Here is a 25,735-nt window from a genome sequence, read left to right as displayed (position 1 = left end):
TACCCGCTTTCGCCTTGCCGACAATATCAATCAAACAATTCCTTTTGCTCAGCAGCCGGAACCTTGAACCTATTAAGGCACTTCTTGAACTCCTCGGCAGCGTCAACCCCGCAGTGGCCTTTGGGGTAAGGAGCGAACGGGCGTAATGGACTGTCAGAGACGACCGCAGTCTGGCGGCGGGTATCCGGCCGAGACCGGCATGAGCAGCCAATTAGCACGAACGCTGGGAGGGCTGCTTCTGACTGATCTGAGACATTCGCGGTCTGTCGTATGAACTGGCGCAGCAAGAAATAACCGTTCGCTAAACCTCATGCCATCTCGTGCTGCGTTTCGAGCATAGACTGCTGTCGAATCACCGATGCAACCTTGGTTGCATGAGGCGACTTGCCGGCTGGGTGGGTGCGATACCAATCCATCCAAGATAAGCACCAACAAATAGGCATCAAAAAGCCTTGTAAGTAGCATGTCGATGAGGTTTGTGGCGAGGCGGACGTGGCTTAGCGCGATCCGGTCGCACGCGATGGGTACGTGTTGCGATCAAGGCCAAGGTCTCATTCAGAGCAGCCTTGGCCCATCGCAAGCCGAGCAGCGCCGCGGACAGGACAGGTTTGAGAGCGGTGATGGCGAAGGTTCGATTGATGCGATGGTCCGAGTCGATTTCATGCTCCTGCGCGGCGCTGAGGCAGCATAGGGCGTGCAGGTTGTCGCTGAGGATTTTGGCGCCGAAGTCCTGCCTGGCGGCCAACTGTGAGAGGCCAGACAGATGTTCGAGTGCCATGCGGTGCTTGAGGCGTTTGAATGCCTCCTCGAGGCGCCAGCGCTGATGGTAGAGATCGCGGAAGGTGGCCGCCGGATAGCGCTGCATGTCGAGCAGATTGGTGATGAGCACGCGCACCTTGCCGGCTGGCGAGATCTGCCGGATCAGCCGAACGGTCTGGGGGGTAAGTGTTGGCAGGGTGAGCTTACGCTGACGAGTGAATGCAGCCGGATATTCGACATGACGGGCAAGATCGTGAAAGACCTGGGTGTGCAGATATTGGGTAAGCGTAGCGAACAGATCGGACAGGGGCATCAGAGCCAAGCGAGGATCGGGAAACGATCCCCTATTGGCCGCCGCCCTGCTTGCGCCAAACAGCCAGCGCAAGCAGGGCGGCGGCCACTCGAACCTCGGCACCTGTCAAGCGTTCTTGGCGCAAATTGCGATTTATCTTGTCGGCTTATCTTGAATTGGATTGGGTGCGAGACACCCTGCGAACCGCCAGTACCCAAAAACCTCGCTTCATGGCACGATTCATGCCACGAATAAAATGGGCAGGGAGAGGCAAGTGATTTCAATTGGAGACATTTACGATAAGGATATCAACTTCCTCTTCGGATCGGGGGCGTCCTTTGGCCTGCTGCCGACGCTGCAGCTTCAAATGCGAACAGGTGTAGACGATGCGCGGTACTCGCTTGAGGAATTGGCGACTAAGTTCGAGCAGGAGGATGGTGACCGTCGGCGCCTCGTGCCGCTGTTCATGCACTACTACTCGTCCTGCATCAGACCTGCGGAACGGCTCACCCTCCAAGCCGCTGTCGGCAATGCGGCGGGTGCCGAGACCATCAAAAACTACCGGGCTTTCCTGACCACGGCGCTGGAGATGGCGAGTCGCCGCAAGGCACTGGACCGGCGTTGCAATCTCTTCACGACGAACTACGACGGGTGTTTCCCGCTGGTGGCCGACGAACTGATCAAGGAAGGGCGCACCGACTTCGTTTTGAATGACGGTGCGCGCGGTTTCAGCAAGCGCATCTTGCAGGCCCGCAACTTTGGGTCGTACCTGTGCCAGGCAGGCGTCTTAGGGCGCTACCAAAGTAGCATCCCTCAAGTAAATTTAATCCATCTCCACGGGTCGGTGTACTGGAGCAAGGCAGGGTCGGCGATCCAGGTCCGCTACGACACGGAGAACCGTGCTGACCTGCTTGACGCTGAAACCGCCGAATTGCTGCAGCCGTTCTCAGCCGCGCTGAACAACCCTGATGCCGAACTCGCTCAGTTGCCGGACACTGGAATCGACAACGAGGTGCTGGCGGCGTTCTGGGCGAAGTACGAGCGCATGCCCATCGTTAACCCGACCAAGTGGAAATTTCACGAGACGGTGTACGAGGAGCACTATTACCAAATGCTACGCCTGCTCAGCTATGAGCTGGAGAAGCAAAACGCTGTGCTCATCACGTTCGGCTTCTCCTTCGCAGACGAGCACATCCTCAACCTCGTCCTGCGATCCCTCTCCAACCCAGGGCTGCAGGTCTTTATCTGTTGCTACAACACTTCGGAGCGCACAGCCATGGAGGACAAGTTCAAAGGCCACCGCAACGTCAAGTGTTTGGCTCTGGACGGCGACTTCACTGCCTTCAATGAGAGGGTGTTGGTCTGGCCGGAGGCGGTTGCCGCGAAGCCAGCGTCGGCGCTGCCGCCTCCCGCAGCAGCCGCGGTGCCTCCTGAGCACGATGACCTTGAGGACTTGGTCCAATGAGTATTCGTGTTGGCGAGGTCATTGCGGTTCAAGGAACCAAGGTGGTTCTGAAGATCGACGAGCAGTCCAGCAAAGAGACACTTTTCCACGGTGGCGACAAGTACAAGGGCGTCTCCATCCGAGAGTACCTGTCGATTCAGCGAGGTTTCCGAGACATCATCTGCATGGTTGACGGTGAATACCTGGACGAGAGTCGTGTTGAAACGCAAGATGGCAAAGCAACCTTCATTCGCAAGGTGGAGGCCAGGCCTATCGGCTTCTTCGACCGTACCGGCTTCACACAGGGCATCAAGTTCCTGCCGATGATCCAGGATGCGGCCTACCTCTTGCCCGAAGAGCGCATTAGATCCATCTTCGACCGCAAGGCCGACAGCAGCTTCAAGATCGGGCAGATGCTCAAGGAAGAGATTGCAGTCGGGCTGCCTTGGAAGCGGCTGTTCAACAGCCATATCGGCATATTTGGGAACACAGGCAGCGGAAAATCGAACACGCTCGCCAAGCTCTACACGGTATTGTTTGACCAAAAGCTGCCGCGCATCGAGGGAAAGAGCCGTTTCGTTATCCTCGACTTCAACGGTGAATATGGGGGCGAACAACTCGCACCTACGGCGCATAAGACGGTGTATCAGCTCTCGACTCAAGAGCAACCTGGCGATGCCAATGCGGGGGACAAGTTTCCCTTGGCTTCTACCGAATTCTGGGACCTTGATACCCTTTCGCTCTTGTTCCAGGCCACGCTGAACACCCAGCGCCCGTTCCTAAGCCGCGTCCTTACTGGAAAGGCGCGATTCGAGGCTAGGCCAGGTTCGCTTGATACATATGCGAAGAGTAAGTTCCGGCAAGCATTTTGTGCGGGCGAGGTCAGGCCTGCAACGCTTGATCTAATGCGGGTCGTTGCGCGGCTAATCAACTTCCAGGCGTTGGATGATTTGCTAAGACAGGTAATCTGGCATCAGCGGGGCGGAAGATTCGCCCTCAACGGTGTGTTCTTCAATACGGACGGTGAAAACTATGACCACCATATCGCTCCTACTGTGGACGCACTGGACACGTCTGGCCTAGATGAATTCGACCAGCTGATTGTGCGGATCAATCTGCAGCTGATGTCCGACCTGAATGCTGGGTACGTCCAATTCGAGCACATCCAACCCCTTCTCAAGCGCGTGGAGTCCTCGCTGAAGAGCATGCGCCGGGTGCTGCGCATAGCTAATGCCGCAGAAGACGAGAGGGTCTTGACTGTGATTTCCTTGCGCCGATGCAACAACGATGTCAAGAAGGTTCTGCCGCTCCTGTTTGCGAAGCACTACTACAACGCCCATAAATCGGCGGTGGCCAGCCCTCCAGACCGGACCGTCCATCTTATAGTCGATGAGGCGCACAACATCCTTTCTGAACAGTCAACGCGAGAGAGTGAAAGCTGGAAGGACTATCGCCTCGAACTCTTCGAGGAGATCATTAAGGAGGGCCGCAAGTTCGGCATTTTCGTAACGATTGCTAGCCAACGTCCGGCTGACATCTCGCCAACCATCGTCTCGCAGTTGCACAACTTCTTTATCCATCGCTTGGTGAACGACAGAGACCTGTTTCTCATCGACAACACCATCTCTACGCTTGACGCCGTGTCGCGCAGTCTCATCCCTGGGCTGTCCCAAGGGTGCTGCGTGGTCACTGGAACCGCGTTTGAGCTTCCGATGGTCATCCAGGTGGAACGCTTGCCGAGCGGAAAGCAGCCAGCCAGCGAGGACGTTGACCTTGAAAGGCTATGGAGCGAGGCCCCGGCGGTCTTGGTTTGAGTCATCGACTGGGAGGGGCGGCGATGCAATTCGCTGAGGTGGATGGGAAGAAGGCGGCGCCGTTCTATTCGGCAACCAGGCGGACGCAGCCGTGGCGGCGGCATCCTCTTCGGTGACGTTGTGCTGACCTGCGACAAGAAAGCCGGGCCACTGCTAGAGGCTTCTGAACAGGGAGGAAAAGTCCCATCTTCCTTTCGGGAGCTCTCCTGGCGACGAAGCCGCTTGGCGAGATCGTGCGTTCCATCGCGCAGCAGTGAGCCCTTCGCCGCCAGTCCTCCACTACTCACCGCCTGGCGGTGTAGCAGTTCTTCGCGTAGTCCTGAATCTTTCCCTTGACGCCGCTGATGTCGACTGCGGCCGTGTATCCCACGGCCCCGTCCGCGGCAATCCAGGCGGTAATGGTCTTGGATGACAACAAGGTCCGCATTTCGGCGGATAGCAATTCCCGATGTACCCACACGACGGACTCCCTGCGCTGGAGCCCCTGCGCAGTGGCCCCCTTTCTCTGAGGCTGAATCTCTGTTCCGTCGAACGTAAAATACGAGTTTGTGGCCCACTCGAATTTACCTTTGGCATCCGCTTCAGTGGTGACCAGCCCACCGCCCAACCCCATTTTTCCATCAAAGCACGTGAACAGGAAACGGGCACTCCAGTTTGTATACTCCTGCTCCACTTTCAAATAGGTTGCACCTTGCGCCTGTTTCAGCTCCGCGGTTGCCGGCTGTGTCCCGTTATTCGAGAATCGCAGCTTCGCCGCAACATGCGCGGTCAACCAAAGAATGTCCTCAGGACGCACTGAGGCTGACGCCGAAAATGCCAAGGCATCGACGCCCATATTCTGTAGATATGCCACGATGAGACCGCTCGTTTCCTGGCTCGTGCCATTGTCTATCGTTGTGCTTTTGGCCGAAAACTGATGAAGCCCGAGCTTTGTCTCCTTGCCTGAGAAGTATCGCCCACGACCGCCCGCAAACGCGTAGGCGCACGCGCTCGCACAATATCCCCGTTCAACCATCTGGCCTTGCGAATACGTCGCGATGCCCGTGTCGAATCCGAGGCTGCGGATTTTGGTGCCGAGTTGTATGCCACCAAACAGGGATCCGCCCGGGGAATTAAACAGCACGGTCGCGGAGGTTATATTGTTTGCCTTGACGAACCGCTCAAAGTCCATCGCCGTGGACGAGGTAATCTCACCGTCCGCGTAGATTCTCGTTTCGCCGCCCCCGCGATTGATCCATGACAGCGCGTCATACGCCTCATGCTTCGGAGCGGAGAATGTCATGGCATCGGCATTGCCCACCAGCAGGGCAATGGCTAATAACGAAGCCTTAGCGAAGATTTTCATTTTGGTGAGGTTATAGATTACCTGGCGAGCTAGATTCGCAACGACTGGCAGTGTAGCTGAACTGCCTTCCCTTTTTGCACCCCTCTCTGCGCGGGCTGACGGCCGCATCCACCGGCTTGACAGCCCTCTTGCGAACGGGCGATATGAACAAGGCTGAGAATTCCACCTGCTCGGCCGGTTAAGCGAAAGCCGTTCCGTGGAGAGGCGACGCCGACTGGCGTCGTCGCCTCCGACGACCGGTAAACGCTCAAGAGCGGCCACAGTTGGCTTACATGTTCACCGGCAGTTAAGGGTCGCAGACGGGAACAAGCTGACGTGGCCAGACTGGGGCGTACGCGAATAAGTTAGACTTTCTTTCAGCGGCTAACAGCTAGGGCCAATATGCGGAAAATTCTTGGGTGGGTCGTAGGGTTCGTTGTTGTCATCGCGGTCGGCGTTGCGCTCACGTTAGCGGGCGCCGCGCTAGGGGTGCCGACGTCTATTGACTTGGACGGACCGACGACAATTACGCACGGGAGTGGCCGCTACAGCTACGAAGAGGAAACAGAATCACTGACAACCTCCTTTGGACTTGCAACTTTGGGACTTTCCTTGCTCATCGGCATTTGGGCTGGCCAAGCTACGTATGCGGGCGGTTGGAACGCCGGGTTCACAAGGAGAGGCTGGGTCTCGTTCCTTGCATGGCTAATGGCGCTTATGATCCTAACGGTTCTAGCCGCGCTCTCGCACCTGGCTTTCAGGGGGTTATCCGGAAGTGTCGCCGCGTATGCACAGCTGTTTATTGAGGTCGGCGCAACAGTTGGCATTGGATGGGCATGTCATCAGTGGTGGAAAAATCGTGTCGGAGAAACCTCTGGCAGTGAATGACCATAAGCGGTTGGCGCTTCGGAAATAGTTAGGTGGTGTACCGTTAGATCCAAGGGAGAGACACGAGATGGAAAGGCATAAGAAAATTGGTACTCTGATGATCGCGGTATCCATCATCATGGCGCTCACGTCAGTTGTCTTCTCTGAGAATGCTTGCCATGCAGGCTGGGGCGCCGACGAGTCTTTTCTTCGATTGCTGCTAGTCTGCCTTCGCATCAACTTCTACGAAGAAATCCCTGGCAACGAGTTTTCTGACCACATCTACTTGCCAACGAAGTACGCGCTGCTCGGCTGTGCAGCACTGCTTCTTCTCGGGGGGCTTTTTCTAAAGGGTGTATTCGCCTCATCGCATGTAACGCCTGCGGATCCCAAGCAGCCCGAATGACTATGGCGCTGAACGAAAGGGTGCAGTCCAACGAATTCACGTAGTAGCGCGGCTGCTGGAAGCATGTGAAGGAAGAAGTGGGCAACCATGAAATCCCTAGTCTGACTAGCACTCGATAGTGCGCGCGTAGCATGCGTCTGTCGGCAACGGACGATGACAAACATAAGTAGTCGGCCCTGCAGAATCCCGTGAAGCCGCGCCGGGCAAGGGATTGGGGTTTCTGAGAGGACCACAGAACTCCCGGAATCGATATGATTCGATTTGATTTCTGGAAGTTTTCGAGGCTAATCGATGAGCACACCGGACTTCTTTCGCAGCCGCCTGGACGCCATGATCGACCTGCGCCACCCGCTGGCGGTCTTGGCCAAACGCATGCCATGGGACGCGATTGAAGTCAGTCTGGCGCCTGTTTTAGAGCGCAAGGCACGCGATGGTCAAACGGTTGTGGATGCTGATCTGTTCGGACCGACGTTGGCAGTGGCTGGTGCGGGTGTGAGTGCAGCGGGACGTTCGCGTCTGCCTATTCGTTTGCTGGTAGGCCTGTTGTACTTGAAGCAGGCCTATAACGAGAGCGACGAATCGGTATGTGAGCGCTGGGCACAGGACGTGTACTTCCAGTACTTCTGCGGTGAGGAATATTTCCAGGCCTGCCTGCCATGCTCGCCGACCAATCTGGTGCGATTTCGCCAGGCGCTGGGCGAACCCGGCGTCGAGGAACTGCTGGCCGCGACCATTGCGGCTGCGGTAGAGATGAAGGCGGTCAAGCCGGCCGAATTCGATCGCATCATCGTCGACACGACGGTCCAGGAGAAGGCCGTTGCCTACCCGACCGATAGTCGTCTGCTCGAAGTGGCACGTGCGAAGGTCGTGATGCTTGCCCAACGCGCTGGACTGGTGCTCAAACAGACCTTTGCGCGTGAGGGCAAACACCTGCGTCGCCGTGCCGGCGGCTATGCGCACGCGAAGCAATTCCGGCGTCTGCGCCGCGTGCTCAAACGACAGCGGACCGTGCTCGGCCGTGTGCTGCGCGACATCGAGCGCAAGATGGCGGCGCTGCCAGAGAGTCAACAAGAGGGGCTGCGTCTTTGGCTTCAGCGTGCCTGGCGCATCTGCCGGCAGCAGCCCAAGGATAAGAGCAAGTTGTACGCGCTGCACACACCGGAGGTCGAATGCATCGGAAAAGGGAAAGCTCGCCAGCCGTATGAATTCGGCGTGAAGGTCAGCTTGGCGATCACCGCCAAGCAGGGACTGATCGTGGGCGCCCGCAGCTTCCCTGGCAACCCATATGACGGCCATACGCTGATGGCCCAGATCGAGCAGACCAACATCTTGCTGCAAGAGTTGCCCGGCGCTCCAAGGCCGCACACGGCCATCGTCGACCTTGGGTTCCGCGGTGTGGATGCGGAGGTGGCACCGGTAAAAGTCATCCACCGCGGCAAAGCCAAGTCTCTCGATGCAAGACAGCGCCGATGGCTCAAACGCCGTCAGGCGGTCGAACCCATTATCGGACACACCAAGGCGGACCACGGCATGCGCAGATGCTGGCTGAAAGGAGAAAGCGGAGACGCCTTGCATGCGGTGCTATGTGCCGCGGGGTTCAACATCCGCTGGCTACTGCGCGCCATTGCCCGTGGGGCATTTTTGCCCTTCTTTTTTGCCGCATGTGTTTGCTCTGACTCTTGCCATCGATACCTCGCGGCGCGTTCTTGATGCGATAGCGCGCGAGTCAGCACCCGCAAAGTGACGCCCTCCAAACCGGGAAAGTGAATTTTGGAGGGCCGACTAAGTTATTTGACAAAGAAGGACTTTGACTCTAGGCCGTGGTGGCAAACGACGTTTCGCCGCATGCTGGTGTGGGTGCGAGCCTGACTGGGAGTTCGTGGCAGCCTGCATTGCAGTCCAGCTAAATTCGCGCTTCTCGTGATGGCAGTCCAGCCATTTCCGCTTCGGGGCGCGGGCGAGCGGCAACGGAATTGGCTGTTAAGTCATTGATTTTCCGGACAACGCAGTCCGGAGAACTCCGATTCCCAACGTCACGTCTACTACGCCGTACCGGTTCAGGGGCTGAGCTAAACCTGACAGATCCGTATAGATGGTGTGGCACCGCGCAATAGGAACCGACCATCTCCTTGTTGCATTCGCCACCGTTGCTGCTGCACGGTTGCGCGTGCGTCGTGACCTTGCCTACGCGGGGCACCCAGCAGCGGAAAATCCGGCATAATCGTCAGCTCGACCAACCAAATGGTGTTTACCATGCTCACTCGCCAGGCATCGGAATTATGAATTGCCACGATTTGATGGCGAGGGGAGTAAAGCCGGCTGGCAGCGGTAACGGTGGCCTCGCCGGGTACTTGCTTCCTTACGGCTTGGGGCGAGATCCGGCCCTCTCTTCAGGCGCCGCAACGTTGAGAAGTGATGACCGGTCGATTTTGCCCTTCGAATACCTATATTGAAGGCACTGCCAGGCACCATCCTTGATGACGTCAGTCGCGAGCAGCTGGCGGTCGTGCAGTATGTATTGGCCTTTTGCGCCGACCTGAAGTACATGGTGGTCAGTGTGAGCGAGCACTAGGCCAATGTAATCAGCTCCGTTTTCGGCAAGAGCAGGGCGAAGCAAATGCTGAACGTCCTCGGGATCCGCCCCATGTTCAACCGCAAGGTCCATCAGAACAGAACGGGAATTGAGGCGAGCTTGCCAAGGCCTCTCCAATGCATCGAGGATCCAGTCTGCGTCACGGTCTTCCGCGTCCTCGATCTCCAATCGCTCGTCCGCCTTCCTTGCGACGACTACCGGCTTTACGTCATCCAAGGAGTTGTCGTACACCAAAGCCATATCTGCTTGCTCGACCGCACACGCCAGTAGCTCCAAGGCCCGCCAGTAGCGATCTCGGATGGTGTCAGGTTTCACGGCATGGCCGCCGAGGCTGACGCGATTTGCTACACGCGCGACATTGATCTCGGGATTATTGGTGGCCACAAATACGAGGAGAACTTCGTATCCTTTGGCCTTTGCCTGGGTGAGCAAAGCCACCTTTTCCGGCGTGGACATGACGGTCTCGAATGCAAACGAGTCCCCGGTTTCGAGGGCGGCAAGTCGGCGCTCTTCGGCGATTGCCGCGGCCTTCCGATTCCGCTCGTCATAGTCCGCAATTTCGCTCTCGAGCGTCTTCGCGATATCGTCAGCGTTGATGTAGGCTTCGGGCGGAAGCCCTGACGCCTCCAGGACTTCGCGACTGGCAGTTGTCTTGCCAGAACCGTTCGGTCCTGCAAAAGACAGGACCGTGGTTTCAAAAGGGGGATCTTGTTGCTGCGTCTTGTCGATTGTTGTCATGCAACTCGCGGCGTCTTGCGTTTGGGTGTGGTCGGGCGCGGGGCCTCATACACCACAGTCGCACGACGGGCCTTGGCCTTAAGGACGCGTTGGTCGCCAGCCGGTGGTAGACCGGCAGCTCGCGCCTCTTCCGCTGCTTTCTTCACGCCACGCGCAAACAGGTCATCGAACTGCTTGCTCATAACGAATTGGGCCAGCTTTGAAGCCATTTTGCACCTCCATGTCGCCTATGGGTTTCATTATAGGCCCGTCCGGCTAAGCACGCTCGCAGAACTTAAATGGAGCGTGCCTCCTACTTTACATTTTAGGCCTCCTTTGGTCATTTTTCTGCGTTACATCCTGCTCCAGTCCGGCGCTTGCTGCCGCCTGGGTGCGGTCAAAGACATACACCAGTCCTCGGTGGTAAGCGCTGAGGGCTCCGCCCAGAAGGGCGGCATCCAAGGCCGCCCCCACAGACGAGGCTGTCTCCCAAGGCGATTGCCCGTAGCTATTCGGCCAGCTCAGATGCTTGGTCTCCCGCCAGAACTGGATTAGCTTGGCCTTGGTTGCGCCGGCCTTAATCAGACCCGCCACCCTTTCTTGCTGACTGCCAAAGCCACCTTCAATGGCCCTATCCTTGAAGCCGTCCCATTTTTCGAGGGCCTCCTCGTTGGGCAGCGGATGTACGTCGACCAACTTACGCTCGAGCTTCTCGCCGGCATGACGATCCTCGTGCGCGGCACTGCGTTCAACCAACTCGCAGACGTGGCCGACGATGTCATTGGCCATGACTTCGGGTGGCAGGTCAGGATAGGCTTTGCTGTATGTGTCCAGAATACGGTCATACGAGACATGTTTCAGGTCAATGACCGGCGTGCTGTCCAGAGACTCGCTGACCGCGACCGCGCTTCCCGGGGAAGCGTCCATCATTCGTTCAAACAGGGTTTCCCATCGAAACGACCCGGGCATTGAGGGCGGCATGATGGCGTAGCGGCCGTCCGACAGCCGGCAGCACTCTTCAATGTAGCGTTGCGCTGCCCCTCCCATCGCCGACGTGTACTCAACCGATTCCAGCTGTTCGGGAATACTTCCGTTGTCAGCCAGGCGGGAAAGCACCCGCGCCGCCTTGCCGCAGGGATGAGCGAGATCCTTATCCCAGCCCCCCGTGTAATTCATCAGAGCTTGCAGTGCCCCTGCCAGCTGGGAGTATGTGGGCAAGCCCGCGTCTTTGAGGCGCGCGTCGGCGCTGGCGATATCATCGGTAATAGAACTAGTTTTCATCGGTTTCACCAGGTTCACATGCGGGGAGCCGATGGCTTGGAGTGGGTGGCATGCTCGACACCATCCCCACCGGCTCGGAAGCGCGCCAGCGCCGATGTAGTGAGCGCCGCGGCCCGCTCGCGCAGCCAAGCATCCGCCGACTTGGCGAAACCGAACGTTCGCATGATCAGAGCGGATGGCGTCACCCCGCTCTTGCTCTCTGCATCCGGATCAGCACCAGCCATTACTAGGGCCTTCGAGTTCAGGATGCTCCTGCTCGCCGCAAAATGCAGCGGTGTGTGCCCATAGGAGTCGCGAGCATCGATCTCTGCCCCGAAATCGATGAGCGCCTTGAGAACCTCGTGGTTGTCGTTCAGAGCAGCCTTGTGCAGCGCTGTTGCTCCCTTGGACAGGCCCGGGTATTCCTTCTCCATGCGAGCCATCACCGTAGCGCCGCCCTCGATCAGCATATGGACGCTCTTCGCATCCTTTGCCATATGGAGCAACGGCATGCCATCTACCACCGCCCGAACGTTGGCCCCCTTATCGATGAGATGCTGAGCCAGAACATGGTCCTGATTCAGGATGGCATAGGCCAGGATCGGCGTGCCGCGCCAGAGTGAACTTTTGACGTTCGCATCGAACCCGCCCTCCTCCATGATCCGGAGAATCTCGTCACGGTCGCCTTCGATTGCCGCCTCGAACAGCTTATCCTTCTTTGTCTTGAACATGCTTGATTTCCAGTTGATGGCGCGCTGCGCGCCTGGAGTTACTGTAATTAAGGCTTCATCCGGGGTCGCTGGACTATCTGCTCGCGCTCCAGGTCGTACTGATCGCCCGTAACAACGTTCATCGGCTGCGCAGCCTGACCGAAGACGGACCGCATCTCGGAGAATTGCTCTTGGGACGGCTTGCGCCCTGCGTTAATGGCGCGATACTGGGCGAGGAAATCTGAGATCTCGGTGTCGCGGGCCTTTGCGCTCCTTTCAATCTCGAAAGGCTTGCCTGCGAACTTCCATAGATCGAGGACGGGCTGAGGAGGCACCTGCCGATTACTGAGCCAACGCACAATGCCGGCTTCCACTCGGGCTCGCGACTCGAAGCCGTCGAGTACATGCTGCGCTTCCTTGGCATCGCCCGGAGTAATCGGCCAAAGGTACTTGCGGATGTATTCCGACTTATCCTCTGGGATCTCCGCGTCGGGCAGACGGGTGACGGTGTGGGATGGGCCGTAGTCGGGGCATGTCCATGACTCGCCAACTTTCAAGGACCGGATGCGCGCAACGTCATCGTCTGAGTAACCCGCCTCTGCGTTGAAATGCCGCTCGAGCTGCACCCGCTCTCCGGGCTGTTCGAAACTGGCATCCAAGTGGGCGGTGAACAGCTTCGCACGAAGCGGCTCCAACTGGAGTGCCGCTGCTTGCAACATATCGCCGCGCGTCATGGCTTCCTTGTTTTCCATGTTCGATTCGTCATTGGTGATTGCAATGAGCTGCTTGACGGCGCTCTTACCAAACACTTCCTGCTCGATCTCATCGATGCGGTCGTGCAGAACATTAATGCGGTCGAAATTGGCGCGCTCACCTAGCTTGACCTTGCTGAGCAGCGCTTCGCGCTCCCGCCTGGCAAGCTCCAGCTCCGCATTAGCCTCGGCGACAACTTTATCGGGGATCGCAACCATTGGGAGGGAGTGCCGCCAGGCCGCCCCATCTGCAGTGAGCATCCCAAACTCGATTTCCTGCTGTGGGTGCGCCGCTTGCAGTGCTTGTGCAAGTGCCGTCGCAATCCCGCGCCGTCGATGATCGGGAGACACTTCGATGAATGCGATGCTCGGAACGCCCTGATAACAGGAGTAGTCAAGATGGCCGACACGCACATCGCCGATACTTGCGACTACCGTGTAGTCGTCCTGGCCGTGATGCGTGCCGCGGTGAATCGAGTGGATCTGGATCGGCTGCGCCATGGACTTGGCCTCAGGTATTGCGCATGCGCGAAGTCGCGCGATCTGCTGGCGAGTCCTCCGCCTTGGCGTCTTCATCGTGCGGCTCGTCAACGGCTTTCCAGCCTTGCACCGTCGCTTGCTTCCAAGATGAGGCGAAAACGTCCGAGCCGTACTCGGCTTCCAGCTTGTTGTCGATGAACTTGTGCTTCGGGTAGAACTGGGCCATGTAGCGGCGGGCGACCGCGTCGAAGACCTGCTGCTCCTGCTTGGATAGACCGGATGCGATCTCACCTGTCGGGATAATCGCGTGGTGCGCGGACACCTTGGCGTCGTTCCAGCATGCGTACTTGATGCTGGGACTGCTGCCGCTGGCCAGCTTCGTGTAGATCTGGGAAATCCCCTTCAGGACAGCGGGGGCTTCGACGTGCATGGACTCCGGCAGGTACTGGCAGTCGGTGCCCACGTACGACACCATCTTGTGATTCTGGTAGAGGGACTGCGTGGCGGTGGATGTTTCCTTGGCCGACATGCCATGCTTCGCGGACATTTCCGACTGTAGCTTCGCCAGGTTGAAAGGCAATGGCGGAGCCTGCTCCTTTTCAATTGAGTCGTAGCGGCTGACGACGCCGTCCAGGCTCGCCTGGATCGCGCTGACAATGGCTTCCGCCACTGACCTATCGATGATGCGCCCCTCCCCGTCAATGCCGCGCATGTCGCCCCCTTCCTTGCGGCTTGACCAGATGAGGACCCGACCGTCCGGAAGCGCAATTTCAGGCACGTAGTACGCCACCGGCTTGAAGTTTCGGATCTCCATCTCCCGCCGCACGACTAGTGCGAGGGTCGGCGTCTGAACACGCCCCACCGAAAGTGACTTTTTCAGGCTGGCATTGACAGCTGCGCGCACGGCCCGCGAGCCGTTCATGCCAACCAGCCAATCCGCCTTGGCGCGCGAATCGCCCGCCTGGCGCTGCAGGACGAACTGACTCTCGCCATTGTTCCGAACGGCGTTGTGCGCGAATGCCCCGGCCAGTGACGCGTGATTGAGCGCTTTGATCAGAACTCGCTCAACAGGCTTGCCACTCCCACTGGGGTCAACACCGGCGTAGCGAATCGTCTTGTCGGCGATGTACTGCCCCTGCCGGTCGATATCGCCCGCGTTGACGACGACGTCGGCTCGCTTCAGCAGGGTGGTGACGTGTCGCAACTGATCGCGCTTCTGCGCGTCAGGAAAGTCCTTGAAGGCCTCCGGCAGAATAGGCAGTTGCGCAAAGCCGCGGAGCGCCTTCTGAGACTCGCTCATATAGTCCTCCGGCTTACCCTGATCGAACATGTCGCCGATCATCCACGTCACGGCATCACCGTTCTTGAGCCAGTAGGCCCCGGATTCGCGCCGCTCGTAGCCAAAGAACTCCGCAACATGCTTGGCGACATCGGGCTTCTCGGTCAGATAGACGCGCATGGCAGTCATCCCTGCTTCGCTGCAAGCAGCCGGACTGCCTCGCAGAATTGCAGAAAGTTGGTGTGCACGTCTTCGTCGCGGAACACCACCTCTTCGGCCTCGGCATCCACGCGCGCCACGCCGTGGAATGTGGCCCCTTCGGCGTCGTCCTCATACATCGACCAACTCATTTCGGGCTCGCCACTCTTGAGGCGCATCTGAGCGAATACGCCAGGCTGCAGCCACGCCTGCGCGTGCGTACCCATTTCTGCGAGCGGAATCCCGATTAGGGCCGCGATACTCTTGTAGGTCTCAGTGATCTTCATGGGCATCCTTTACATGCGCGGACGGGGCGCTTGCGCCGTATCGTTCGCGTGGTTCGGACTGCTGTCGACTCGCCTTTGCACCTGGAGGAAATGGTCGTCCTTCACGGTGGCCAACCACTCAGGCCCAAGCTGGTTCCGGATCGCCTGCAGATGGCCGGGATGTGCGGCGCGTACCCATCCGGCAAGGAGCTTGGACTTCCATCTCGTGCCGGCTTCATCTCGAAACCGAGACAGTGCTTCGAGCTGCCCGCCCTCCAGCTGATCAAGCGGGTTCGCTGCTTTGGCGTCAACGCTGCGTAAAGCTTGCCGGACGGTTCCCCACGGCAGGTCGTGGCCTTTGTCATTGGCAACCTCCATGTCGCGGAGGGCGCCCACCAGGTCAGAGTATGTGGCTTGACCACTACCGGTCCCCTGCCCGCTCAGCGCGCGACGCAGCCGCTGTTCCAGCACTGGGCTGTGCGCAACGACCTCCTCCCAGTCAGCATCCGACCATCCGGCGATCTCGTGGATCAGTTCAGTTTTCCTATTCATCGTGGTCTCTTAATGTTGGCTAGGCGCTATTGTTCCGTATCGCTATCATAGTACGCAACATCATGCGGCCATTTTCGGCCTCGAGGGCGCGCCTTCGGCGTGCTCTTCGCTCCAGGCGGCGTCTGCGCCGTGCTGCGGCAAGAGCCGCTTGGCTTTGCCGGCAGCGACATACAGGGCCTGCCCGCAGGGTCCAGTCAGCGCTTCGATCACCGGCTCCAGCTTGTAGAGCGGGACGTCGACAGCCATCCAGGTCCTATTTCCCCCGAAGTCCCCAGTCAGGGCGGTGAGGGCCGTATTGGTGTAGATGCTTCCCCCAGCCGTCTTCGTACCGGGTGCGACCAGCTGGAAGCGCTCTGGATCTTTCCCATTAAAGACGAGTTGCACCCCATTCTTCGGCTCCAATGCGGGATCACCGACGAGAAGGACATTGACACCTTCCGCGCTGGCCCGCTCCACGATTGCCGCAGCCTGGCTCTTCGAGAGCGCCAAGGGTTGGCTCTCCAGGTCCTCGCGCGTAACGCGGCCATACATGATCACGGCACGATGGCGCTCGCCCTTATCGTCCACGAAGATGCCGGCGTTGCCGAAGCGGTTCTGTGCTGCGAACTGGGCTGCGGCGAACATGTTGCCCATGAGCACATACCGGCTGAACAGAATGCGCCCCGGCTTTGCTTCGTCAAACGCAGGGAATGGATCATTCTGTCCAGGCGCGAGTTGAGCCAGGGGCGTATACATTGGGTCCCCAAACAGCTGGTTCAGCGTCAGCGTGATAGCCGTGGCCGAACCCGGCACAACCACCTTCACGTCATACTGGCCGAGCAGATGCGCGGCTTCCTTCTCTTCAGGGGGATCGAAGTGCATGACCATGCCTTCACGCGCCTCGTCTTCCTCCCCAGTGAAGCGGATCAGGCGGCCTGGCATCACGCGCGGCAGGTTCTCCCGCATCCAGTCTCGCCGCAGTTGCGAGAACTTGATCGGATTGGACTCGCTGGCCTGCAGCGCGGCCTGAACCGACTCAAACTCCGTCATCGAGCGCAACGCTCGCTTCTGCACATGGTCGAACGCAGCATTCACGTCGGCCATGAGCTTCTCGGGCGCTAGTGCCCAGCGATGCGCCTCGCTGACGGCATACTGGTTCTCCTTCAGTTCGAATCGACCGTCGTTCTCCACGAGATGCTGGCGGCTCCGCGCGACAGCCGCACGCATGACCTCGGCACTCAGCGGAATGACCTCCTCTTCCCACTCGACGCGCGCGCAGTAGGTCGGACGGTCGAACACCGAGCCCGACTCTGTGCCTGGGCGGAAGACGGTTTTCTCGACAATGCGTGCGCCCCAGTCATACACCGACGTCTGGAATGGATTGATCCCTTTCGCCGCCATCTCCTGCAGCGTTTCCGCGTAGCCGCGTGATAGATCTGCATACGCCTGTCGCTGCTTCGCCACCGGCAATAGCGCAATCCGGCCAGTTAGCTTGTTCGCGAAGTACGCTTCATCGTCGCTCGGTGTCTCCTCCTCAGGATCAATATCGAGCAGCGCCGCAATATCCGGATTCTCCATCAGGTATCGCTTGCAGATCTCATTGCCGACCTTGTTCAGGATGTCCGGTACGTCCCGCATCTCCGCCTGGTTGTTACGGTTCGACTGCGTGTTGGCCGACAGCTTACGCAGCTTGGCGTTCTGCATGGCGAGTGTCCGCGCCTCCGAAGGAAGCGGCGACACAAGTGTCGTGATGATCGGATCGCATACCTGACCGCGGCGGTTCACGCGCCCAAAAAACTGGACACGTTCTGCGACATTGTTTGCGATCTGCAACTCGATCATTTCGCGCTGTCGTTGGTCCGCGAATTTCTCGCTGGCATGAAGCGAGAGTCCTGTCGCCCCGGCTCGGGTAATGGCAACAGCGTCCCTGGTGCCGTTGTTGAACTCTTGGATCGTGCGCAGTCGCTCGTCCGGACGGACAGTGACAATCATCCTGTTACGATCACTCGGGTCTACCCGGGTCTCAAAGCTGCGCCCGGAGATCTCGCCAGCCGAGTAGCCGAGCGCCTGGATGCGTTCCCGCACCGTATCCAACGGTGAAACAGGCAAATCGGGTAAGTCATCAATGCGTGCGCGCATCGATGCGAGCATTTCCTCGATAGCCTCCCGTTCTTCGTCAGTCTCCGCCTGCTGGAGGACGTGCTCGTAGTGCCCAACGCCATAGTCGTCGCGCACGTAGATGTATTCGAGCTTTGCGGCCACCCGTCGCATCACGTCCCGGAAAGTCACACGCTGGATGGTCGTTCCATCACCGCCGATCCCCATCATGCTGGCATCCGTACTGTCCGGATCAGGGGAGTCGTTCTGCTGCAGCGCTTCTTTGAGCAAGGCTTCGAACGTCTGTTCGACTACCAGCACCGGTTTGCGGCCTTCGCGCAGCGCGTTCGCCGCGGCCTCAGCCGCATCGTCAACCTTGATCGCAAGGCTGAACTGCCGCAGGATGTTGTAGAGGCGCGAGCCGAAGCTCTGGTAGGAAACACCCATGCGGTTCCCCTTCCGGGCGGCTTCCGGCAGCTTCTCCAACTCCTTCTTGATGGCCTTGTTCATCCGCTTCGTGATCCGGGTTACGTCACCGGAGAAGTAAGCCATTTCGCGCAGAGCGGCGCTCAGAGAATCGGCCCACGATTCATAGTCGGCGGCATTCTTGCTCGCGACCACGGTGCGGAATTCCAACTTGGACAAGTCGTGTTCGCGACGGATGAAAACGCCCTCCTCCGCCAGCATCGCTGACAGCACTTCCTGCAGAGGCTCCCCACCGACTGCCAGGGTATCCGCGAGACTTTCCACCTGTACGCTTTCGGGGAAAACCTTGCGGTACGCGCGCATGTTTTTGGCACCCTTGGCATACGTCGCGCTTGAGTAGATGGCGGCGTCGCAATACTCAGCTGCGCGCGCAATGTTGTCGGAGATGTTCGAATCGCCCGCGGCAACGTGGGACTCGTCCAGGATCATGACGCTGCCCTTGACGCCATCCGAGATCCAGTCTGCCTTCTTGCTCTTTATTGCCTCGCGGTTGAACTGCGAGTAGGTAGCGAACATGATGTTGTAGCCGGCGTCGCGCACTGACAGCTTGGCGTCCATGATGCGCTGCAGTTCGCCGGCCTTCGTCGCTTTGATCTCGACTTTGTTGGTATCCATGTTGCGGATGGGCTCGTCCGCATTCAGGATCATCGGACGGAACAGATCTTCGGTGCCGATGTCTTTCAGGTCGCGCCAGAAGTCCGAGAAGAGGTTCGCCTTCTCCGTGCAGAACGTAACGGCCTTCCCGTTGAGTACGGCATAGCGCGCAATGCCAGCCAGTACGCGCCCCTTTCCTTGGCCCGTCTGGTCCCCAAGAATGAAGCCGCGCCCTTCTTCGCTACGCTTGATTGCCAGCGCGATGGCGTCTACTTGTTCTGCAGTGAACGCAATTTCGAGATCTTCCGGCGTGAAGTCGAGTTTCCGAGCGACATAGCTGTCGACGCTCTCGCCGATTTCATCGGTTAGCTTTGCCAACGCCTTACGCACCGGTTCAAGCAAGTTTCGCGGCGTCATTGCGGTGGGCTCGCTGATCTGGGACGCGGGCACGTACGGGGCCTGGTACTCGTTCTCTTCCTTCGGCGAGTGCGCGGTCTCCTCTGCAGCTTCATCCGGCTTCGTCCCATCGTCGCTGGTCAGGTCAATGGCCTGTGCCGGGAGCGCTTCGGCTTCGACGTCCTCGGATTCCACCTGGTGGGCGTCCGTAGCGTCGTTATCGACCGGCTCCGCGCCAGCGAGTTGCGATAAGTCGGCAGCCTTTTGGGACAGACGGTCGGAAAGTACCTTTGCATGGGACCACAACGAATCCCACGTATGGAGCACCGGCAGCGTGTCACCAAGGCGGTACTCCTTGGTCCGCAGCGCCTCCGAGGCCTCAGCGTCGGTACGCCGACGTCCCACCGTGACCATGCGCACGGGGTACTCCGACCCCTGCTTCCGATATAGGGCACCGTTCAGCTCAACTACGTCCTCCAGCTCGTAATGGTCGGACAGCCACGCGAAGAACGCCTTGCTGCCCCCAGCAATCTTGCCGGGGTGCACAAGACTCTCGCGGTCCGCGGCGATGATGAATACCCCCCGGCCGTCCGCCCTGCGCCGTTGCAGCGCCTTGATTGCGATGAGGTGGTCGATGCGGGTACAGCGCAGATCCTCGACTACGACAGACTGCTGCAAGCCGCCGAAAGGCGGGTTCGCGATCACTCGGTCATAGTCCTTGCCTCCGCGCTGGCCAATGCCGACGAAATCGCCCTCGATAACGGTGATCGGCTTGCCGTTCACCTCGCTACCGAATCGGGTCTGCTCCGCCCTCTTGGGATCGATCTCTACGCCGGTAACAGCCACGTCCGCGGGAAAGAGAGCGACCAGGCTTGCGTTGCCGATGGTCGGCTCCAGGACCGTTTCGCCCGATGTGGGCGCCAGAATCCTCTGCGCCGCTACCGACATCGGCAACGGTGTGGAGTATTGCTGATTCTCGACACTGGTGGACGTGCGGAATGTGAAGACCGGCTGCTTGTCGCTCAGGGAAACTGCGTGAGCGAAGGCCTCATCGGTGGCAGAGTCTGCAGTGCGAGTGAGTTCGCGCTGCATGGCGGCTTCAATGGCTTCTTGTGCCTGGCGTAGCCGGGTATCGGACGCAGCTAGCGGCTTCTCAGCGCCGAATGCTGCTTGCGCAAACAGCCGCAGATCCGCTTGTCGCATGTTCCGACCGCCGAGCATCTCCTGAATAAATCCGTCTGCGCAGAACTGCAGGCCGGTGTCGTCATCGGCACGCAGCCACTCAGCACCGCGGGCACTGCGTTCGTTTGCGGTTGCGCCGGCTGCGATATAGCAGCGGTCCTCATAGACCTGGGAACCTTGATACCGATAGAACCGACCGGATTTGTCTTCGAAAACGGGGTGTCCAGCATGATTGACGCCGAGTTGAAGTACGTCACTGTCGGCGCGGCGCTTTCTCGGCTCAGCATCGTGTCGCGTGGACTTCTGCGAGGCAGTCTGTGCCTTCGCCTTGATCCAGACCCGCGACACTTCCATGTCCGCGATAGCCGCGCGCGGGAAGATCTGGCGAAGCGCGCGACTGTTCAGATCAGCACCCTCTCGGATCAGCGTCTTGCCAGAGGCGGATGCCACGAAACCAAGCGCCTCCAACTCCTGCCACTGCTGCGAACCCGAAGAAACTCCGGCAACGATGAGGTGGGTAGTTCGGTCGTCCGCCTGATATAGCGCTAGACGCGCGTTGTGTGCGGACAAATCAAGCCAACGCATTGTCGGGGAGCTGGACATAGTCTTGGAAAGCAGGAGTTGATGCAGAAAAAAGGCCGCCCGCGGGCGGCCCAGAAGGCGAACCTGGTATTACATGCGCATGCGCGAGGCGGTCTGCGTGGGGGCAGCCGTCTCCGGCACGACGTCGTGCAGGTCGAAGTCCTCTTCATCCTCGAAGCCGGCCTCCGCACGAGTGCCTTCGCTCAGGTCGCGCGCCTCCGCCGTAACGCTATGGCCAACGTAGTTCGCCGTGGCAACGTCGCGCGCATGGAACAGCTGCGGCTTGTTCGACAGCGGCTCGGCCATGGTGAAGACCTTGGCATCGTTGGGCAGTCGATGCAGCACCAGGTAGGACTCGGCAAAGCCGGTTTCACTTTGGTCTTCGCGATCCAGACGATACGCGCGGTTGGCAACGTCCAGCTTGCCGCCATTCTGCTCGTAGCCGGCTTTGGTCTGGCTGCCCATCGACAGCGAGGCCAGCGGCATCACTTCGACATTCAGATCCGGGTTCGCGGCGAAGCCGGAAATCTGCTTGCCAGTCGAGGACTGCAGGAACCGGACGGTGGCTTCGTCAAACGGCAAATCCGAATACTCACCGCTCTCCTTATTCTTGATGCGCGGCACTACCACTTCCACGGCCTTGCTGACCTGGCCGTCGCTGAGGCGGATCAGTACACCGTTGCGACCGCCCACTTCATTGCCATTGCCGCCGAATGCCGACAGAATTGCGCCCTGCAGCTGCTCCCCCGACTTCACGACTTGCGCCATTGCCGGGTTGATCACCGTGACCGTGGCCGAGGCCGGGGCGTTGTCACGGTAGATCACCGGATCGACGCGCGCCATGACGGAGGGATGCACGACCGTATGGCCGGCGTACTTCGACGCCGAAACCAGCCACCCGGCCTGCACCATGCCTTCGGCATCGGTGAATGCGCGCTGCACGATGATCGTGCCGCCCGGCTCGGTCTTGGCCTTATAGCCCTTCATGACGTTCTTGCGGACCTCGTCATTCGGCAGGCTGTCGATGACGCTCGAGATCTCGCCAGGCTTGGCATAGAAGTCCTTGATCTCAGCACGAGGCGCCTTCAGGGGTGTCTTGCCGGTATACGGTCGCAGGTAGACGCAAACCTCTTCGCCCGTGTCCTGGCGAATGCCGGTGATGAACGGCTTGCCCGCGGGGTCACGCTTGTAGCCCTGGACTTCCATGGAGAAATTCTCCGTGGGGGGCAGCTGACGACGCGCACCGGTCTGCTCTTGGAACGAGTTGAGAATGGACATTTCCTGCTCCTGTGTGCTAGTTAAAAAGAAGCCGGCTTGCGTGCAGGCTTTCGGGTGATTTCCGTTGCCGGAAGTAGCTTTGTTTCAGGCACGTCGCGAATGGACGTCACCGAGGACAAACGGGTATCGAGCATCTCCGCCACGTCACGTCGCAGGGCTTCTCGAACGCTGGAGATCTGCGGGCTGCGGGCGATCAGGAAGCGCAGATCACCGGCTTCCGATGCTTCGACGGTCAAGGCTCGCAGTTGCAGACTGGCGCTGCGCAAGCGCTGCTCAGCCAGATGCGAGCGAAGTGCGGGTTCGATGGCCTTGAATTCGGCATACGCGGCGTCGCCGAGCAGCTTGAGGAACGCAGCGCGATCTGCGAGTTCCTGCAACTCGTCTTTCGCTGGGTTGGGTAGCTGGTTGACCGCAATATGTGACTGCCAGTAGTGATCGTGAACGCGGTCAATCTCTGCCAGCATTTGAGGACTCAGCTTGACCTCGGCGATGCCGGCGTGCGAGTCCACCGCGAACAGACCAGTAACGCGGCAACCCGACGACCTTGCTATCAGCGCGTCCACATGCAACTGCACTGCCTGTTCGTACCCCTGCAGGTCCGTGCGAGAGATCATGACTACGCCGTTACCAGGCATGCGCGCCATCACGCTGTTACCGGGCCGTAGCATCTGCTTCGCCAACTTTGGCCTCACCTGCTGGCCAAGACCTGGGGCCGGAATGGCGTTCAGGCGGTTAAGTGCATTTTCCTTTTCGCCTTCGATCCACTGCGCTTGCCCGACGACTGTCAGCTGAGCAGGAACCGCGAGCAGCAGCTTTTCTGCGCAGATCTCGCGTGCAGTGCGCCCTTGGTGCGGGATGCTATTCAGTTCTTTTGCAAGAACAGCGACTTCGTCGTGGGAAAAATGGCTGGCCCGAACGGCAGCTTGAAGGAGGGAGTCAGGACCATGCCGGCGCTCTACCTCTGCCGCCCATTTAGGGAATCGGCAAGCGATGTCATGCCAATGCGGAAGCTCTGCAAGGACGGCAAAAGCCGTCGCTCGTGGATGCATGGTTGCGGCTCAAGTTGGTTGCGTATCAAAGGAATGATACGTAACGTAGCGGCCGCATCAAGTCGTTTCTGACATTGCCCGACTCGGATTTTGCCTAGCCAGCAACGGATTTTGTGCTATTCCGCTGCATAGGCCATTAATTTGTGACCCATGGCGCAAGAAAAAAGTTGGGCGATACCAACGCGATTCGGCATTGCCCCAACAGAAGGCGCCTCGGAAGCGCCTACGCTGCGTCGCGCAAGCCCATGCTTGGCGTCGCGTCGGTCGGCGCGTGGTGCGCCATGGGGTGAGGAGTATGCAGCGCGAAATGCTCTGCGCTTGACCACGTCCGTTTCTGGACGGCGGGACTGCCGGCCACGAGAGAGAATGCCGGAACGTCTCGCGTCACTACCGAGCCAGCAGCCACGACGGCATGCTGCCCGATGACCACGCCTGGACAGATCACAGCACCAGCGCCGATCCACGCATGATCGCCTACCGTGATTGGCCTGCTGAACGAGTGCGGTTCGTTGTGCCGAAGGCGAGGGTCGACATGATGCGTGTCAGTGCAGAACTTTACGCCGGGTCCCACAAGCACATGCTCGCCGATGCGAACCTCCGCACCATTTAGCACGACGCACCCACTGTTCATGAAGCTACGGTAGCCAAGGAGGAAGTTTCCTGAGGTACCAGCGTGGAAAGGCCTGGCAATGCTGGATTTGGCGTGCACTGCCGGGAAGGCCCGTCGCAAAATCCGGTGGCGATGACTCCGCGAGAGCCATGCTGAATTGAAGAAGTGGCATGCGGTATCTGCGGAGATCCGCCTGCGCAACAAAAGAGCCAGATACAGTACGAACGACATATGCAAATTGACGCTTACCGCGCCCTCAAGAAAAGAGCCGCCCGGTTGCTTCTCCGTGCGACTCTCGTCTCTATCGGCATCGGTCTCTAATACTTAACGCACATATACATATGGTTGCCACCCTCCACCAGCACCTCGGTTCTTCCCCATCCCCCCGGACATGCCATTGGGCCACTGCCCCAGCCTATTCCCATGCATGAAACAGTAGGTGCCCCAGTGTTCCACTGAACCCCGCAAAGGGAGCCAGCCGGTGGGTCGCTGCCTCCCAGCTTTTTCCAAAGACCGTTCTGGCAGCTCAGGAGCGCCCCCGGCCCATCCCGACCGACAAGCCCATTCGGGCCACAACCCCAATTTTCATTCGCGATCCCGTCGATCTGCATATACTCGCCCGAACGAACTCGCCCCCATGACGAGATGTATCCGGAACTCACGCTGCCGTCCGCTTGAAGTGTACCGGGCGTCCAAATGTTCTTGCCGTTGTACGCACGAATCCAGCTGGGGTCGCTCATATACCAGCCGCCTCCCCATTTCTCCCAATAGATACCGCCGTCATTGCGGGCGCGGAACCACCCGTTCACGTAACTTTCGTTCGCCTGTGTGGTGTTCGCGTATACGTCTCGCGTGTAGATATCCCTGGACGACTTGATATCCGCTGCGTTGCCATTTACGTCCTGAACATAGAAGCCGCCTCCAGGCTGGGAACGAACTGCCGTGTTCTGGGTGTCGCCATAAAAGTAGGTACTACCAACACGCATACTGTTGGCGTTGCTGGAACCGGGAAGGCTGGCAGACTGTGCATCGAGGGCGTTGACGTTCGCGATGTCGTGACGAGCACCCGCGGTATCTCGCATGTTCAACGTGCCCATCATCGGCAGCGAACCATCCCGCCGCAGGAATTGCTGCCAGCCCAGCGTGGCGTAGCCGACCTGCATTGCCAGCGTCCCGACCTGGGAGCCCATGGGATTGGCTTGATTCCACTGGCCTCCGAACCCAGAAATCGTACCTGGGCTGAGATCGTCCGAGAAGCCGCCATCGCCGCCGATAGCCGAAATCGCTTCGCCGAGGCCTCGACCGTATACACCACCGGTCGCGGGGTCCGTCAATGGACCGGCCAGGTAGACGAGACCGTTCACATCGCAAGCCGGTGGCGTACAGCCGGATGGCACGCGCTGGAAGCGAAAGCGGTATGGCAGGTTGGTCCAGCCCGTGTCTGCGAAATTCTGAATCGGCAGACCAATGGCTTTCAACTCCGCCATCGTGGGCTGATATGGGTCCGCCACGCCTGGAATGCTTGGCGCAGCCTTCTGCAGCTCGTTGTAGTAACGCAGGATGTACTCGTTGCCGCCCGCGTTGCCGATAGCCTTCAGGGTCTCGCCCTGAGCCTCGAACGCGTTAGCCAGCGCATCTTGACGCGCTGCCCACATACCTGCAGACAGACCAATTGCCAGCAACGTCGATGCGATCAGCATCTCGACAATCGTGAAGCCACCCTGGCCTTTGCGGGTTTTCGAACGACGGTGCAGTCTGATTCGGTGCAT

19 protein-coding genes are annotated in these 25,735 nt (G+C 59.2%); 5 read left to right on the top strand and 14 right to left on the bottom strand.

What is annotated here, in order from left to right; all coding sequences use genetic code 11:
- Positions 1–442: 442 nt before the first annotated feature.
- On the bottom strand, positions 443–1,072 hold the full coding sequence (locus AC1Q7H_RS20645) for a transposase (RefSeq protein ID WP_233528221.1): 630 nt from the start codon (positions 1,070–1,072) through the stop codon (positions 443–445).
- 253 nt (positions 1,073–1,325) lie between these two features.
- On the opposite strand from AC1Q7H_RS20645, the gene AC1Q7H_RS20640 reads away from it, so the two are divergent.
- Together AC1Q7H_RS20640 and AC1Q7H_RS20635 are read left to right on the top strand one after the other, a co-directional pair.
- Positions 1,326–2,516, top strand: a complete 1,191-nt coding sequence (locus AC1Q7H_RS20640; RefSeq protein WP_492381679.1) for a hypothetical protein — start codon at positions 1,326–1,328, stop codon at positions 2,514–2,516.
- A complete protein-coding gene (locus tag AC1Q7H_RS20635) occupies positions 2,513–4,309 on the top strand; it encodes an ATP-binding protein (protein ID WP_116321295.1) in 1,797 nt (598 codons plus the stop codon). Before AC1Q7H_RS20640 ends, AC1Q7H_RS20635 begins: the two co-directional genes overlap by 4 nt.
- A 283-nt stretch (positions 4,310–4,592) precedes the next feature.
- Here the strand turns inward: AC1Q7H_RS20635 and AC1Q7H_RS20630 are convergent, their stop codons facing one another.
- Complete coding sequence (locus AC1Q7H_RS20630; protein ID WP_116321296.1) at positions 4,593–5,654, bottom strand: COG3904 family protein; 1,062 nt, start codon at positions 5,652–5,654, stop codon at positions 4,593–4,595.
- Positions 5,655–6,588: 934 nt separating this feature from the next.
- Between AC1Q7H_RS20630 and AC1Q7H_RS20625 the strand changes: the two genes are divergently transcribed.
- Both AC1Q7H_RS20625 and AC1Q7H_RS20620 read left to right on the top strand, forming a co-directional pair.
- The gene (locus AC1Q7H_RS20625) at positions 6,589–6,906 is read left to right on the top strand and encodes a hypothetical protein (RefSeq protein ID WP_147316233.1); all 318 of its coding nucleotides are present in this window, start codon (positions 6,589–6,591) and stop codon (positions 6,904–6,906) included.
- Between the two features lie 291 nt (positions 6,907–7,197).
- Positions 7,198–8,616 carry an IS5 family transposase gene (locus tag AC1Q7H_RS20620; RefSeq protein WP_233528222.1) on the top strand — a complete coding sequence of 473 codons (1,419 nt, stop codon included), beginning with the start codon at positions 7,198–7,200 and terminating at the stop codon, positions 8,614–8,616.
- A gap of 649 nt (positions 8,617–9,265) precedes the next feature.
- Here AC1Q7H_RS20620 and AC1Q7H_RS20615 read toward each other — a convergent pair.
- From AC1Q7H_RS20615 to AC1Q7H_RS20565, 11 genes are all read right to left on the bottom strand, one after another.
- A complete protein-coding gene (locus tag AC1Q7H_RS20615) occupies positions 9,266–10,237 on the bottom strand; it encodes an ATPase (RefSeq protein WP_116321298.1) in 972 nt (323 codons plus the stop codon).
- 297 nt (positions 10,238–10,534) lie between these two features.
- On the bottom strand, positions 10,535–11,497 hold the full coding sequence (locus tag AC1Q7H_RS20610; RefSeq protein ID WP_116321299.1) for a hypothetical protein: 963 nt from the start codon (positions 11,495–11,497) through the stop codon (positions 10,535–10,537).
- A gap of 14 nt (positions 11,498–11,511) precedes the next feature.
- Entirely contained in the window at positions 11,512–12,207 is a 696-nt protein-coding gene (locus AC1Q7H_RS20605) for an ankyrin repeat domain-containing protein (RefSeq protein WP_116321300.1), read from the bottom strand.
- A gap of 47 nt (positions 12,208–12,254) precedes the next feature.
- Positions 12,255–13,439 (bottom strand): GNAT family N-acetyltransferase, encoded by a 1,185-nt coding sequence (locus AC1Q7H_RS20600; RefSeq protein ID WP_158577682.1) that lies wholly within the window; start codon positions 13,437–13,439, stop codon positions 12,255–12,257.
- 10 nt (positions 13,440–13,449) lie between these two features.
- The gene (locus AC1Q7H_RS20595; protein WP_158577683.1) at positions 13,450–14,877 is read right to left on the bottom strand and encodes a DNA topoisomerase; all 1,428 of its coding nucleotides are present in this window, start codon (positions 14,875–14,877) and stop codon (positions 13,450–13,452) included.
- A 5-nt stretch (positions 14,878–14,882) separates the two neighbouring features.
- Positions 14,883–15,182 carry a hypothetical protein gene (locus tag AC1Q7H_RS20590; protein WP_147316234.1) on the bottom strand — a complete coding sequence of 100 codons (300 nt, stop codon included), beginning with the start codon at positions 15,180–15,182 and terminating at the stop codon, positions 14,883–14,885.
- A gap of 9 nt (positions 15,183–15,191) precedes the next feature.
- A complete protein-coding gene (locus tag AC1Q7H_RS20585; RefSeq protein ID WP_116321304.1) occupies positions 15,192–15,713 on the bottom strand; it encodes a hypothetical protein in 522 nt (173 codons plus the stop codon).
- Positions 15,714–15,773: 60 nt separating this feature from the next.
- A complete protein-coding gene (locus tag AC1Q7H_RS20580; protein ID WP_492381678.1) occupies positions 15,774–21,017 on the bottom strand; it encodes a strawberry notch C-terminal domain-containing protein in 5,244 nt (1,747 codons plus the stop codon).
- A gap of 102 nt (positions 21,018–21,119) precedes the next feature.
- The gene (locus AC1Q7H_RS20575) at positions 21,120–22,307 is read right to left on the bottom strand and encodes a hypothetical protein (protein ID WP_147316235.1); all 1,188 of its coding nucleotides are present in this window, start codon (positions 22,305–22,307) and stop codon (positions 21,120–21,122) included.
- Between the two features lie 20 nt (positions 22,308–22,327).
- A complete protein-coding gene (locus tag AC1Q7H_RS20570; RefSeq protein ID WP_116321307.1) occupies positions 22,328–23,356 on the bottom strand; it encodes a hypothetical protein in 1,029 nt (342 codons plus the stop codon).
- 223 nt (positions 23,357–23,579) lie between these two features.
- A complete protein-coding gene (locus AC1Q7H_RS20565) occupies positions 23,580–23,801 on the bottom strand; it encodes an LbetaH domain-containing protein (protein WP_411860315.1) in 222 nt (73 codons plus the stop codon).
- Here AC1Q7H_RS20565 and AC1Q7H_RS20560 point away from each other — a divergent pair.
- The gene (locus AC1Q7H_RS20560; protein WP_233528223.1) at positions 23,769–23,966 is read left to right on the top strand and encodes a hypothetical protein; all 198 of its coding nucleotides are present in this window, start codon (positions 23,769–23,771) and stop codon (positions 23,964–23,966) included. The genes AC1Q7H_RS20565 and AC1Q7H_RS20560 overlap by 33 nt on opposite strands.
- A gap of 317 nt (positions 23,967–24,283) precedes the next feature.
- Here the strand turns inward: AC1Q7H_RS20560 and pilV are convergent, their stop codons facing one another.
- Positions 24,284–25,735 carry a shufflon system plasmid conjugative transfer pilus tip adhesin PilV gene (gene pilV, locus AC1Q7H_RS20555; protein ID WP_116321309.1) on the bottom strand — a complete coding sequence of 484 codons (1,452 nt, stop codon included), beginning with the start codon at positions 25,733–25,735 and terminating at the stop codon, positions 24,284–24,286.

The organism is Cupriavidus sp. GW823-FHT06D04 (assembly GCF_058795055.1).
This window is presented reverse-complemented; position numbering and strand designations above follow the sequence as displayed.